The organism is Arcobacter peruensis, from assembly GCF_003711085.1.
In the GTDB taxonomy this organism is placed as follows: Bacteria; Campylobacterota; Campylobacteria; order Campylobacterales; family Arcobacteraceae; genus Poseidonibacter; species Poseidonibacter parvus.
This window is the reverse complement of record NZ_CP032363.1, coordinates 848,480-862,061: the sequence shown is the minus strand read 5'-3', so window position 1 is coordinate 862,061 and position 13,582 is coordinate 848,480. Positions and strand designations below refer to the sequence as shown.

Genomic DNA, 13,582 nt, shown 5'->3' with positions numbered 1-13,582 from the left:
TTTGGAATTATTTACTTTTGATTATAACATAGTACAAAGAAATAACTAAACTTCGTCTAATTTCTTTGCAAATTCCTTATTTAATTTTTCAAGCTCTTTTTGTAATTCATTAAGTCTTGCTACTTTTTTATTTTTTTCAGTAAGACTTAGTTCTTCAATTTGTGCAATTTCATTTCTTATATCTAAAGTTGCTTTTGCTTTTTGTGTTACTATTAAAGCTCTTAATTTCTTTATTTCTTTTTTATTTCTTTTTGGTTTTACTACTTTTTTCTTTTCAGTTGAATCATCCTCTTCCCAACCAATTTTTTCTAAGAATTCATCATAAGTTCCATTAAAGTAATCAGCTCCATTGTTTGTAAAAACAATTAATCTATCACAAACAGCTCTTAATAATTCTTCACTATGCGTTACAATCATACAAGAACCCTCAAAGGCTTTTATTGCATTTGTAAGTGCGTCTATTGAGTCAATATCTAAGTGGTTTGTAGGCTCATCAAGAAAAAGAAGATTTACATCTTGTGCAATAATTTTACCTAGCATTACTCTTGATTTTTCTCCACCTGATAGAAGTGAGATTTTCTTTTTTGCATTATCTCCACTAAACATCATTAAACCACAAATTTTTCTAATAACTGGTTCTGAAAGTTTATGGTTTACACTATAAATTTCATCCATAATTGTATTTTTAGCATTTAAGTGAGAAATATTTGTTTGTCCAAAATGTCCAAATTCACATGATGGATGAAAATCAACTTTTCCAATTAAGGCTTGTAATTCACCTGCAATTGTATTTAAAAGAGTTGATTTACCTTTACCATTTTTACCAATGATTCCAACAGTTTCACCACGAGATAGTGCAAATGTTATATCTTTGAAAAGTATATTATCTTTTGTATATCCAAAGCTTAAGTCTTTTGCTTCTATTAAAAACTTCGCAGCTGTATCTTTGTAGTTAAAATCAAAATTTAAATTTGCATCATAATTTATATCTTCTAAAATATCCATTTTTTCTAAGATTTTTACTTTTGATTGTGCTAGCGTTGAAGTTGCTGCTCTTGCTTTATTCTTTGCAATAAACTCTTCTAAATCTTTAATCTTTTTTTCTTGAGCAATTTTTTGTTTTTCATGATGCTCTTCATTTGCTAAAATTTGATCATGGAATTTTTTTGTTCCACCTTGAATTAAGAAAGCTCTTTTTCTTACAATTCCTAAAGTATGAGTACAAACGCTATCCATAAAATCTCTATCATGTGTGATTAGTATTACTTCACCTTGAAAAGATTTTAAAAATGCTTTTAACCATCTAATTGACAAAATATCAAGGTAGTTTGTAGGCTCATCTAGTAAAAGCATATTTGGTTCAGTTAAAAGAAGTTTTGCTAAATTAATTCTAATTTGAAAACCACCTGAGAAGGATTTTGGGTCTTTTTCTAAGTCTTCTTCTGCAAACCCTAATCCAAATAAAATCTTTTCAGCTTTGTAAATATCATATTTATCATCTTCACTTAAAGCTAAGGCAGTTTCACTTATAAGTGTTTTTTCTGAGAAGTCAAAGTACTGTTTTAATGCACCTATTTTATAAGCTTTTGGAAATTTTATTTCACCTAAATCTTGATGCTCTTCACCTAAGATTAGTTTAAATAGTGTAGATTTTCCAGTACCATTTCGTCCTACAAGGCCAACTTTATCACCAGAATTTAAACGTAAGTTTAGTTCACTATAAAGTTCACTTGTTGGATAGCTTTTTGATATATTTATTAGTTCAATCATAATTCTCTTTTTATTATTAAGGTTTTAATTTCGCGATTATATGATATGAAGAGTTATAGCTTGATAAATTACTAAGACTCTTTATTAAGAATTACTTTAAAACATGCTCCTTTATAAAGCTTTTTATTATATTCGTATTCTTCATTATTTACAGTAATTAATCCATAATGTCTTTCTTTTATAATTTTAGAAACTATCGCAAGTCCTAATCCTGTTCCTATAGATTGGTGTTTTGATGTGAAGTATGGTTCAAATACTCTATTTATAATGGAATTTGGAATTCCACCACCACTATCTTTAAAACTTATTTCAATTTTGTCATTTTCAATTTCTTTTACGTCTACAAATATAAATCTATCATCTGTATCTTTTATATTTGTTTTAAGAGCATCTTTTGAATTATTAATTATATTTATAAAGGCTTCACTTAGTTCATTTCTACTTCCATAAATATATAAGTCTTTATCAATATTACTTACAAAAGTAATATAGTTGTTTGATATACTTGCATTTAGTAAAGAAAAAGTATATTGCATAACATCGTAAAGATTGATTTTAGAATGACTTTTATCTGCTTTTAAAAAGTCCCTAAAGTTATCAATAGTATCAGAGAGATACTGTGCTTGTTTTAATATATTTTTTGAAGACCTTAATATATCATCTTCATTTAAATCCATCCCTAAATCTGATCGCACTATCATTCCACTAGCACTTGTAGAAATAACAGAAAGTGGCTGTCGCCACTGATGTGCAATATTACCTATCATCTCTCCCATTGAAGCTAATTTAGATTGCTCTTCTAAAAGTTTAATATTACTTATATCTCTTAATGATAAGATTAGATGCTTTTTATCTGGTAATAATGCAATACTTACATGAACAGTAATATGCTTATCTTTTTTTGTGATGCAAGATTTTTCCATATTATCAACAGAAATATTATTAATAGCATTATTAATAGCTTCTTTATAGTTTTCTTTATCTTCATCAATAGTTAAATCAAAACAATTTTTTTGTAATAGTTCTTCTAAAGAATAACCAAGTAAATCAATAAAAGCTTGATTACAATTAACAAATTTAGTATCTAAATCAATAATTGCAATACCATCTTTAATTGTTTTAAATATTGTTTCGAATTCTTTCTTTTGTTCTAATATTTTTTGTTCAAACAGTTTTCTTTCATCAATATCTGTATGAGTTCCAATAAGCCTAATAGGTTTTCCTTCTTCGTCTCTTTGAACTATGATACCACGGTCTAAAATCCATTTATACTTTCCATTTTTACAAAGTATTCTATGCTCGCTTTTATAAGAACTGGTTTTTTCTTCTAGATGATTATTTACATCTTTTAAAACTTGAACTATATCTTTTGGATGAACTCTTTTTTCCCATTCATGAAAACTATTTTCTATTTCATTTTCTTCATATCCAAGCATATCCTTCCATCTTTTCGAAAGATATACTTCGTTTGTTTTTATATTCCAATCCCATAAACCATCACCATTTCCATCCACAGCAAACTTCCATCTAAATTCACTATCTTCTAAAGCTTGAGTCCTTTTTTTTAGTGCATTTTCTAAAGCACTATTATAGTTTTCTAAAATTTCATTGTTTTTTAAAGTTAGCTTTTCATTTTTGTAAGCAAGCCATGCAAATAAGAAAGAAATTAATGTTATTAAAATATATATCATATTATATAAATTCCTTTATTTTTCACTATTTTGTAAATGAAAAATCCATTTGCCATTTGGCACTACAACTTCAAATTTAAGAGAGTTTTCTTCTGTAAAGTTTTTACTTTTTGAAAGTAAAGGCCTATTTGTCATATCAGGATTAAAGCCTTCAAGTTTATATTCAAAGCCATTTTTTATGATTTTTTCTTCTAATGATTTCATAATCCCATCTACATAAAGTATTACTATAGAAAAGCCCCAAAACTTTTCTTTTTGGTTATTATTTATAAAAATAGGTTTTCTTGCAATTAGGGCATATTTCTCATTTTGCATTAGTTTTACAGGACCTACAAATATTATCTCTCTTTTTTCTATAGCTAACAAGGCACTATCATCTCTTCTTTTATCTTCTAATAAATTATGTCCCATAGCTGTTTTATGTGCTTCATATGGATAAATATTTGACACAATACCATCTTTAGCTATTTGTATACAAGCTAATGCATCTTTCCCTTTCATGAGATTTTTTGCCCAAATATCGAAATTTTTTGTGTTGTAGTTATTTTGTTTAAGCAATACAATTTGAGAATCTATAACTGTAATTCCTTGTGATATTTTTGATTGTATTTCATTTACAATATTTAACATTAATACATTTGCTTTATTTGAAGTTTGATTTTCTTCTTTTTCTTTATAAAACATATAAAAACTAATTAATGTCGAAAATATAAATGTAAAGGTTAGAATAAAAACTATTAAAGGTCTTTTTTCTTTAAGATTATTTATCATTTGAATCCTTGTAAAGTTGATTATACCTGAAAGCTAATAAAAGTCATTTTTTAATTAAAACAATAAAACTAGTAAATATTTAGTTACAAACTTGACTAGAGGATTTCAATCCTATTTCTACCATTATCTTTCGCTTTATATAATGCATCATCAGCTCTTTTAATTAAAGAATAGATATCTTCACTTTTTTTATAAACGGCAATTCCAAAACTAGCTGTTTTTTGTTCTTTTATTGAAAAATTATAAGAAGCTATTTCTTTTTTTATATTATTTGCAAGTTGATTTATGCCTTCTAAATTTGTATCTGCACAAACTACTAAAAATTCTTCACCACCCCATCTTCCAACAGTATCAGTTTTTCTTGAATTAGATTTTATAATATTTGCAACTTCTTTAAGTACAATATCTCCCATTTGATGACCATATACATCATTTACTTTTTTAAAATAATCAATATCAATCATTATTATTCCAAAACTTGTTTTGTATCTATTTGCTCTATTTACTTCAAGTGATAAAACTTCATCTAATTTATTTCTATTAAAAAGTTTTGTTAAATTATCTCTAATTGAAAGTTCTTCAAGTTGTTTGTTCTTTTCATCTAGCTTTTTATTTAACTTATTAATAGTTCTATTTCTATGCATAACTAAAGATAAGACAATTACAAAAAACAAAGTAATCAATATGATTTTTTTATAATCAATAGATTGCTCAATTTGAATGGCTATCCATTTACCTATAATTGTTCTTATCTTTTCATCACCTATATTATTTAACGTTTTTTGCATAATAGTATTAAGAAGTGCTTCCTCTTTTTTTGAAGCAAGACTAAGTTGTTGATCAAATTCTAATCTACCAGCAACTTTTAAATCTACAAACCCATATTTTTGTATCGCATATGCAATAGCAGATAAGGCATCCACATACCCAAATAATTCACCTTCTTGTACTTTTCTTAGTCCTTCTTCAGCACTTTCAACTTTTACAATATTTATATTTGGATTACTTTTTTTTAATAATTCTATAGTTGAGTATCCATTTATAACTCCTATATTATGATTTGAAAGAGCTTTACTATCTTTTATAAAAAACTGTTCTGTTTTTGTTGCAACGGCTAATGAATCAATAATATAAGGTTTAGTAAAGTTCATATAAGCTTCTCTACTTCTAGTCTTTGTAGCCATTGGCAGAATATCACATTTATTATTTTTAATATTTTCTAGCGACTCTTTCCATGTTTTACTTGGAATTAATATTATTGGTTTATCAATTGATTCGGAAACTAGATTCATTATATCTGCACCAATACCAATATACTTGCTTTTTGTATCAATACTTTCGTATGGAAGGAAATTGGGGTCTACACACATGCTTATAAATTTTTTAGTAGATAAATACTCTTTTTCTTCTTTTGAAAACGGTATTATTTCTTTATGTCTTTCTTTTGATAACCACTTTTTCTCTAGTTCATCTCTTTGTATTTTTGTTAGATTTATTGTTTTATTTAAAGCTGATTGTAATAAAGTCCAATCTTTTCTTATTCCAAAAGCTTCTTTTGTTATTCCAAAAACAGGTTCTATTCTCATGGGAATACTAAGTAATTTATTTCTTAAATCCATATTATTAATCGTATATTCTATTACTTCATATATACCAATTGAGGCATCGAACTCTTTATTTAATAATGCATTTATTACTTGGTGATTGTCTTTGTAAGTTTTTATTTTAATATTAGGATAATGCTTTCTTAAAATTTCTTCTTCAAGGTATCCTTTTACAACACCTACAGTTTTATTATTTAATAAAGATAGACTAGTTAAATGACTATTTTCTTTTCTTACTATTATTCCTGTAAAATAATCATAATAGTCTTGACTAAAAATAGCAAACTCTCTTCTTATTTTTGTGTTTACCATTTGTCCTATCATATCAATATTTTTATTTTTAAGGTTCTCTAAGGCACTGTTCCAAGTCATTGTTTTTGTATATTCAAATTTTACACCTAAAAGTTTTGATAGTAAATCAGCATATTCAACAGAGAAACCATTTAATTTATCATTTTTAATAAATGAGTAGGGTGGATATGAATAATCCATATAAACTTTTATTACAGGATTATTATTTAAAAACTCTCTTTCTTCATTTGATAAAGTTATATCATCTGATTGAAATATAAAGTCTTTAAAGTCTACATCTTTCATACTGCTTACTAATTCTGCTTGCATAAAATTTTTTGATAAAAACTCTACTCTTGCAACATCAATTTGTCCTATAGGATAGGTTTTTGTAAGCATTAACTGCTCAATTTGTTCAGCTTCAAATAAAAGTTCTTTTTTAGTTTTATTTTGAGTATTATATTTTTTTAAAATCAGTTTTACAATTTCTTCTTTATTTTCTAAAGCATATTTCCATCCTTTATTAGAAGCTTCTTTAAATTCTTTTACAAGAGTTGTATTATTTTTTAAGAATTCTTTTGATGTAAAAAGATTCACATCATAATTTTCATATCCGTATAAAGATGGATTAAAGATATTATATTTAATACCAAGTTCATCTAATTTATATATTTCATTTGTTGTGAATGCAGCCATTACATCTATTTCTTTATTTATAAACTTTTTAGTATCAAAAGATGTACCAATAAAATCTATATTAGATAAAGAGACTCCTGCTTTTTGAAGCATCAGTTTTAAAATAATAGTATCGATATTATTAGATACACCCATTACTTTTTTGTTTTTTAGATCTGAAAGTGTTTTTATATTTTTTTGTGTAATAAGAACAAGAGGTGATTGTTTTAGATAATTTGCAAGAAATATTACAGGTTTACCATTTATATATTCAGCTATTAAAGAAGAATAAGTAACTCCAAAACTAGCCTTTTTATTTAAAACATTAGAAACAATATTATCATCTGCTTTATACTCAATAAAGTCTAAGTCTACACCAATATCTTTATAAAAGCCTTTTTCTTTTGCAGCATAAAACCCTGCAAATTCAAATTGATGTTTCCATTGTAATTGCAACTTTAATTTTTTTATTTCTGTTGCATTTAAAATTAAACTAAGAAAAATAAATAATAGTAAAAATATTTTTTTAAATAAATTCAATTTAATCCTTTTAATAAGTTTACTCTTTTTATACTAAATTATAAAAAATAAAACATTTTCTAATCACAAAGGATAATAATTATCTTTAAATAAATATTATTAATAAAACTTTAAGAATAAAATGGTAAACTTCCATCAACAATAAAAAATATCAAAGGAAAAAAAATGTTAGTAACAAAAAAAGCTCCAGATTTCACAGCAACAGCTGTATTAGCAGATGGTCAAATTGTAGAAGATTTTAATTTATATGAAAATATTGGTGAAAAGGGTGCAGTATTATTTTTCTGGCCTTTAGATTTTACATTTGTATGTCCTTCAGAAATCATTGCTTTTTCAAAAAGAGTTAAAGATTTTGAAGAAAGAGGTATTCAAGTAATAGGTTGTTCAGTAGATTCACAATTCTCTCATTTTGCATGGAGAGAAACACCTGTTGAAATGGGTGGAATTGGTAGAGTAGAGTTTCCAATGGTTGCAGATTTATCAAAACAAATTGCACGTGATTATGATGTATTACTTAATGAAGAAGTAGCTTTAAGAGGATCTTTTTTAATTGATTCAGATGGAACAGTTAGACATTCAACAATTAATGATTTACCACTTGGAAGAAACATTGATGAAATGATTAGAATGGTTGATACAATGATTTTTACAAATGAAAATGGTGAAGTTTGTCCTGCAGGTTGGGCAAAAGGTGATGAAGGTATGAAAGCATCAACTGAAGGTGTTGCTGAGTATTTAGCAAACAATGAAAATAATTTATAGAATACACTTTTAAAAGGAATACATAATGTTAGATTTAGCAATTATTGGAGGAGGACCTGCAGGATTAACAGCAGGTTTATATGCAACAAGAGGTGGTTTACAAAATGTAACTATGTTTGAAATGGGTATGCCAGGTGGTCAAATTACAGGGAGTTCTGAGATAGAAAATTATCCAGGACAAGGTAAGGTTATGACAGGTATGGAACTTATGGAAAACTGGCCAGCTCAAGCTTTAAAATTTGGTTTAAAGCATGAAATGAATCAAGTTAAAACAGTAGTTAAAGATGGTGATATTTTTACTATTATTACAGCAGATGGAAAACAACAAGAGTCGAAATCTGTTTTATTAGCAACAGGTTCTGTTCCAAGACGTGCTGGATTTAAAGGTGAGAATGAATTCTTTGGTCGAGGAATTTCAACTTGTGCAACTTGTGATGGTTTTTTCTATAAAGGGAAAGAAGTAGCACTTATAGGTGGGGGTGATTCTGCTTTAGAAGAAGCCGTTTACCTTTCAAAGATTTGTTCAAAAGTTTATTTAGTTCATAGACGTGATACTTATAGAGCAGCTCCATCTACGATTGAGCATATGAAAGCTCGTGATAATATTGAAGAAGTTACAAATGTAGATGTAGAAGAAGTATATGGTGATAATATGGGTGTAACTGGTCTAAAAGTTAAATCAAAAATTGATGGAACAATTAGAGACTTAAATGTACCTGGTGTATTTGTCTTTGTAGGTAGAGATGTATTAAATGAACCATTTAAACAAGAAGATGGAACTTTCCTTTGTGATGTAAATGAGCAAGGTGAAATAATAGTTGACTTAAAAATGAGAACAAATGTTCCAGGAATTTATGCAGCTGGTGATGTAAGAATAGACGCTGCTAAACAAGTTGTATGTGCAGCAGGTGACGGTGCTACTGCTGCTGTAGATATTATTGAATACGTAGGATAAAAAGAGTTTTTAATAACTCTTTTTAGGATTTGCTTCTTTAAATTGAATTTATTTTCATTAGAATAAGAAGCTAACATAAGTAAAGTCTCATAAAAATAGGGACTATTTTAAGGAATAAAATAATGAGTAAATATATAGAATTAACAAATGAAAATTTTGATGCAACTGTAAAAGAAGGTGTATCACTAGTAGACTTCTGGGCTCCATGGTGTGGACCTTGTAAAATGATATCTCCAATTATTGATCAACTTGCAGTTGATTTTGATGGAAAAGCAAATATTTGTAAAGTAAATGCAGATGAACAACAAGACTTAACAGTTAAATATGGTGTAAGATCAATACCAACAATTATTTTTATTAAAAATGGTGAAGTAATAGATCAAGTAATTGGTACTTCTGCTAATAAAGAAGTTCTTACAGAAAAGATTAATTCATTAATTAATAAATAATTATTTTAATAATTGAAATTCATAGTAGTTTTTATATAATGAAGTTTAACTGAAACAAATGTAATTTCTTTTTTTAGTGATATACATTTTTAACACTTCATTATATGCTAATGATATTAATTGTTTTATTTTTCTAAATTTGAAATAAGTGCTTGCCCTAATTGAATATTTGTCTGTGAACCGTTTATAGCTTTCCTAGTATCTTCAACTACATTATGGATTTTATTTTTAATTGTATCTGAGCTTTGTAATTGTTGGTTTACATTACATGATATTGTATTAGAATTTTCACTATTCTGATTTGCTACTTCAATAAGATTTTTAAGTTTTAATATAGCATCTTTAGAAATTTCTACACTATTTTTTACTAAAATTTGAATAGCTTCATTTTTATTTGTTACTGAACTTGTCATTTGTTTGATGTTATCTATTTCATTTCCAATATTTAGAGTTGATTCTTTTGATGAAGCAGCTAGTTTTTTAACTTCAGTTGCAACAATAGCAAAACCTCTTCCAAACTCTTTTGCTTTAGATGCTTCAATAGCAGCATTTATAGCTAATAGATTTGTTTGCATTGATATTTTATCGTTCACTTTTACTAAATCTGTAATTGAATTATTTTTTTCATTTAACTCTTCAATTGTATATGAAAACTCGTCTATGGCTTTTGACATATTATTAATTAGGTCAAATAGTTCTTGAACTAAAGTTATAACACTTGTACTTTCTAATGATGCTAATTTTGCAGAATTTAAAGAATCATCGGACATAGTTTGTATTTCATTTGAATGATTAATAAAAATATTTACTAACTGCTCAATATTTTCAACTTCAGATAATCTTGTTTTAGAAGCACTATTTACTTTTATTGCATTGTTTGTTATATTTTGAGCTATATTTAATGACTCATTTAAATTTAATTTGTCAAAAAGTTCTGCTTTTCGTTTTAATTCTTGTAACTCTTCTGATTCTATTTCTTCAATTGACACTTTTTATCCTTGCTTTAGCTTATTTTTCATTGCTTTTTCTCAACATGCAAATTCAATTTCATTGTAATTGCTGTATACATTGATACACTAAAAGGAACAATAAATGTTAAAAAAAATTTGTAATAGTTTATATCTTCAAAGGCTAAGATAAATATCTTTTCACCTTGATTAATTAGATTTAGAACAATTCCAACAAACAAAGCAATCTTTATGGCTTTTAATAATAGTGTTTTATTAGAAGCAATAGAAATTATTAGTTGTAGTTTATTCAAAATGTATCCTATTTTTTAGTTGTTAGAGTATATCATAAAAATTATTTAGTACTTGTTTAGAATATTTTTGTAGTTTTTAATTAAATATTTGAATTTAGAAAATGGAGGAGCTAGTCGGACTCGAACCAACGCATACCGGATTTGCAATCCGGGGCATTACCAGCTTTGCTATAGCTCCAATGTTAGATAAATCATTTTTATATTGAAAAGAAAATGATTAGTTGTAAATAAAAGTGGCAGAGAGCAAGGGATTCGAACCCTCGGAGGCGTGAACCTCGCCGGTTTTCAAAACCGGTCCATTCGACCAACTCTGGCAACTCTCTACTTTTATAATTAGTGGTGCGAATGGTCGGAATTGAACCGACACTCCGAAACCGGAATTGGATTTTAAGTCCAACGCGTCTACCTATTCCGCCACACTCGCACTATTTGGTAGAATCTAAAAAACTGATGTTTCTTAAATTGGAGTGGGATTATAATAAAATAAACTTTAAAATTAACTTTAAAAACAACTATTTTCTTGCAAATTTCTAAAAAAATCAATTTATTATGTAAAGTAGGGTATAATCTTTATAATTAATCTACAAATAATACAAAAATCAAGAACAAATTATAAGGTACAATATATGTCATTTTCAAACTTAGGATTAAGTGATCCTATTTTAAAAGCTATTAAAGAGCAAGGTTATACAGAACCAACTCCAATTCAGAAGCAATCAATTCCAATTATTTTAACAAAAAAAGATGTTTTAGCAGGTGCACAAACAGGTACAGGTAAAACAGCTGGTTTTACACTTCCTTTATTACAAAGAATGCGAGAGCGAAAAACAAAAGGTAAGCCTTATGTTAGAGCACTTATCTTAACGCCCACAAGAGAACTTGCAGCACAAGTAGGCGAAAGTGTAAGTACTTATGGAAAGTATCTTCCTTTTAAATCAGCAGTTATTTTTGGTGGAGTTGGTATTAATCCTCAAAAAGCAGCTATTAGAAAAGGTTTAGATATTTTAACAGCAACTCCTGGACGACTTTTAGACTTAGTTAACCAAGATTGTTTAGACTTAAGTAGAGTTGAATTCTTTGTTCTTGATGAAGCTGATAGAATGCTTGATATGGGCTTTATTCACGATATTAAAAAAGTATTAGTACTTTTACCAAAACATAGACAAAATTTACTTTTTTCTGCAACTTTTTCAGATGAAATAAAAAAATTAGCAGATGGACTTCTTAATAAACCAACTTTAATAGAAGTTGCAAGAAGAAACACTTCTTCAGAAATTGTGTCACAAGTAATCCACAGTGTTGATAAAAGTAGAAAAAGAGAGCTTTTATCAACAATTATTAAAAAAGGTAAATGGAAACAAGTTTTAGTATTTACAAGAACAAAGCATGGAGCAAATAGACTAGCAGAACAACTTGGAAAAGATGGAATTACTGCAGCTGCAATTCATGGTGGAAAATCACAAGGTGCAAGAACAAGAGCTTTAGCTAATTTTAAATCATCTGAAATTAAAGTATTAGTAGCAACTGATATTGCAGCTAGAGGTATTGATATAGACCAACTGCCTCATGTAGTAAATTATGAGTTACCAAATATCGCAGAAGATTATGTTCACAGAATTGGAAGAACTGGTCGAGCAGGAAACGAAGGTGAAGCTATTTCTTTAGTTTGTATTGATGAATTAGGTCTTTTGAAAGATATTGAAAAACTAATTAAAAAAACAATTAAAAACGTTCCAATTGAAGGCTTTGAAGTAGACCCACGAATTAAAGCAGAACCAATTCAAAAGAAAAAAACTCCAAGAGGTTCTAATGGTTCTAATTCAGGCAATAGAAATAATTCAAATAGAAGAAAACCAGAAAGCAAGAAAAACAATCCAAGAAGAAACCCAAGAGCAAATACCAAAAGACCGAGTTAAAAAATGATTTATAGTTTAGAAAATAGTGAAATAAAAATTGAAGTAAATAGCTTTGGAGCTGAACTTAAAAGCTTAGTGTTATTAGAAGATAAGCTTGAGTATTTATGGCAGGGAAATCCTGATTTCTGGAATAGAAGCTCACCTGTATTATTTCCAATTGTTGGAAAACTATTAGATAATACTTATACTTTTAATAATAAACAATATTCAATGTCTCAGCACGGTTTTGCAAGAGATAAAGAGTTTTTACTTGTAAAACAAAATAAAAACTCTTTAAAGTTTTTATTAAAAAGTGATGATAAAAGTTTCGAAATCTATCCTTTTTCTTTTGAGTTATATATTAGCTATGAAATTAAGAACAGAAAACTAAAAGTATCTTATGATATTTTAAATAAATCAGAAGACAAAATGTATTTCTCAATTGGCGCTCATCCAGCTTTTAATTGGCCTCTAACACAAGATAAAAATGATAGCCAAGAAGATTATTACTTTGAGTTTGAAGCTTTAGAAAATGATACTTTACAAAGATTACCATTATTAGAAAATGGAATTTCATCTAAAAAAGAAGATGTAATAATAGAAAATAAAAAACTAGCAATTTCAAAAAACACTTTTACAAAAGATGCTTTGATTTTCAAAACAGAAAGTAAAACTAATAAGCTAAATACAATAAAATTAAAAAATAGTAAAAATGATAAATTTATACAAATGGATTTTGAAGGCTTTTCACATTTAGGACTTTGGTCAAAACCAAGTGGTGCACCTTTTGTTTGTATTGAACCTTGGCATGGAATTGCTGATTTTATTGAACATAATCAAAAACTTGAAGATAAAGAAGGAATAATCAAACTAGAAAAAGATGATACTTTTTCTAGTTCTTATTTTATTAGTATTTAA

Annotated in this window: 11 protein-coding genes and 3 tRNA genes; 5 read left to right on the top strand and 9 right to left on the bottom strand. The window is 27.3% G+C overall.

What is annotated here, in order from left to right:
* Positions 1-45: 45 nt before the first annotated feature.
* From D3Z07_RS04360 to D3Z07_RS04345, 4 genes are all read right to left on the bottom strand, one after another.
* Positions 46-1,770, bottom strand: a complete 1,725-nt coding sequence (locus D3Z07_RS04360; RefSeq protein ID WP_122893153.1) for an ABC-F family ATP-binding cassette domain-containing protein — start codon at positions 1,768-1,770, stop codon at positions 46-48.
* Positions 1,771-1,841: 71 nt separating this feature from the next.
* Positions 1,842-3,461, bottom strand: a complete 1,620-nt coding sequence (locus tag D3Z07_RS04355; protein WP_122893152.1) for a PAS domain-containing sensor histidine kinase — start codon at positions 3,459-3,461, stop codon at positions 1,842-1,844.
* A 15-nt stretch (positions 3,462-3,476) separates the two neighbouring features.
* Complete coding sequence (locus tag D3Z07_RS04350) at positions 3,477-4,232, bottom strand: CHASE domain-containing protein (RefSeq protein WP_122893151.1); 756 nt, start codon at positions 4,230-4,232, stop codon at positions 3,477-3,479.
* Positions 4,233-4,327: 95 nt separating this feature from the next.
* The gene (locus D3Z07_RS04345) at positions 4,328-7,342 is read right to left on the bottom strand and encodes a diguanylate cyclase (protein WP_122893150.1); all 3,015 of its coding nucleotides are present in this window, start codon (positions 7,340-7,342) and stop codon (positions 4,328-4,330) included.
* Positions 7,343-7,507: 165 nt separating this feature from the next.
* Between D3Z07_RS04345 and D3Z07_RS04340 the strand changes: the two genes are divergently transcribed.
* The 3 genes from D3Z07_RS04340 (at position 7,508) to trxA (ending at position 9,508) form a co-directional block, all read left to right on the top strand.
* The gene (locus D3Z07_RS04340; RefSeq protein ID WP_122893149.1) at positions 7,508-8,104 is read left to right on the top strand and encodes a peroxiredoxin; all 597 of its coding nucleotides are present in this window, start codon (positions 7,508-7,510) and stop codon (positions 8,102-8,104) included.
* Positions 8,105-8,129: 25 nt separating this feature from the next.
* A complete protein-coding gene (gene trxB / locus D3Z07_RS04335) occupies positions 8,130-9,059 on the top strand; it encodes a thioredoxin-disulfide reductase (protein WP_076085735.1) in 930 nt (309 codons plus the stop codon).
* 122 nt (positions 9,060-9,181) lie between these two features.
* Positions 9,182-9,508, top strand: coding sequence for a thioredoxin (gene trxA, locus D3Z07_RS04330; RefSeq protein ID WP_076085738.1), 327 nt, complete (start codon positions 9,182-9,184; stop codon positions 9,506-9,508).
* A gap of 125 nt (positions 9,509-9,633) precedes the next feature.
* Here the strand turns inward: trxA and D3Z07_RS04325 are convergent, their stop codons facing one another.
* The 5 genes from D3Z07_RS04325 to D3Z07_RS04305 all read right to left on the bottom strand — a co-directional run bounded on the left by D3Z07_RS04325 (position 9,634) and on the right by D3Z07_RS04305 (position 11,193).
* Positions 9,634-10,497 carry a methyl-accepting chemotaxis protein gene (locus D3Z07_RS04325; RefSeq protein ID WP_122893148.1) on the bottom strand — a complete coding sequence of 288 codons (864 nt, stop codon included), beginning with the start codon at positions 10,495-10,497 and terminating at the stop codon, positions 9,634-9,636.
* A gap of 26 nt (positions 10,498-10,523) precedes the next feature.
* Entirely contained in the window at positions 10,524-10,769 is a 246-nt protein-coding gene (gene nrtS, locus D3Z07_RS04320; RefSeq protein ID WP_083657146.1) for a nitrate/nitrite transporter NrtS, read from the bottom strand.
* 102 nt (positions 10,770-10,871) lie between these two features.
* A tRNA-Cys gene (locus tag D3Z07_RS04315) sits at positions 10,872-10,947 on the bottom strand.
* 56 nt (positions 10,948-11,003) lie between these two features.
* Positions 11,004-11,092 (bottom strand) — tRNA-Ser (locus D3Z07_RS04310).
* Between the two features lie 14 nt (positions 11,093-11,106).
* Positions 11,107-11,193: transfer RNA gene (locus D3Z07_RS04305), tRNA-Leu, on the bottom strand.
* 202 nt (positions 11,194-11,395) lie between these two features.
* On the opposite strand from D3Z07_RS04305, the gene D3Z07_RS04300 reads away from it, so the two are divergent.
* Together D3Z07_RS04300 and D3Z07_RS04295 are read left to right on the top strand one after the other, a co-directional pair.
* Positions 11,396-12,685 (top strand): DEAD/DEAH box helicase, encoded by a 1,290-nt coding sequence (locus tag D3Z07_RS04300; protein ID WP_122893147.1) that lies wholly within the window; start codon positions 11,396-11,398, stop codon positions 12,683-12,685.
* A gap of 3 nt (positions 12,686-12,688) precedes the next feature.
* Positions 12,689-13,582, top strand: coding sequence for an aldose 1-epimerase family protein (locus D3Z07_RS04295; RefSeq protein WP_122893146.1), 894 nt, complete (start codon positions 12,689-12,691; stop codon positions 13,580-13,582).

Excerpts from the sequence above, each read along its gene's own strand:
- D3Z07_RS04295 (WP_122893146.1), top strand. The coding sequence starts at position 12,689 with ATGATTTATAGTTTAGAAAATAGTGAAATAAAAATTGAAGTAAATAGC.
- D3Z07_RS04350 (WP_122893151.1), bottom strand. The coding sequence starts at position 4,232 with ATGATAAATAATCTTAAAGAAAAAAGACCTTTAATAGTTTTTATTCTA.
- D3Z07_RS04355 (WP_122893152.1), bottom strand. The coding sequence starts at position 3,461 with ATGATATATATTTTAATAACATTAATTTCTTTCTTATTTGCATGGCTT.
- trxA (WP_076085738.1), top strand. The coding sequence starts at position 9,182 with ATGAGTAAATATATAGAATTAACAAATGAAAATTTTGATGCAACTGTA.
- D3Z07_RS04360 (WP_122893153.1), bottom strand. The coding sequence starts at position 1,770 with ATGATTGAACTAATAAATATATCAAAAAGCTATCCAACAAGTGAACTT.
- D3Z07_RS04340 (WP_122893149.1), top strand. The coding sequence starts at position 7,508 with ATGTTAGTAACAAAAAAAGCTCCAGATTTCACAGCAACAGCTGTATTA.
- D3Z07_RS04300 (WP_122893147.1), top strand. The coding sequence starts at position 11,396 with ATGTCATTTTCAAACTTAGGATTAAGTGATCCTATTTTAAAAGCTATT.
- trxB (WP_076085735.1), top strand. The coding sequence starts at position 8,130 with ATGTTAGATTTAGCAATTATTGGAGGAGGACCTGCAGGATTAACAGCA.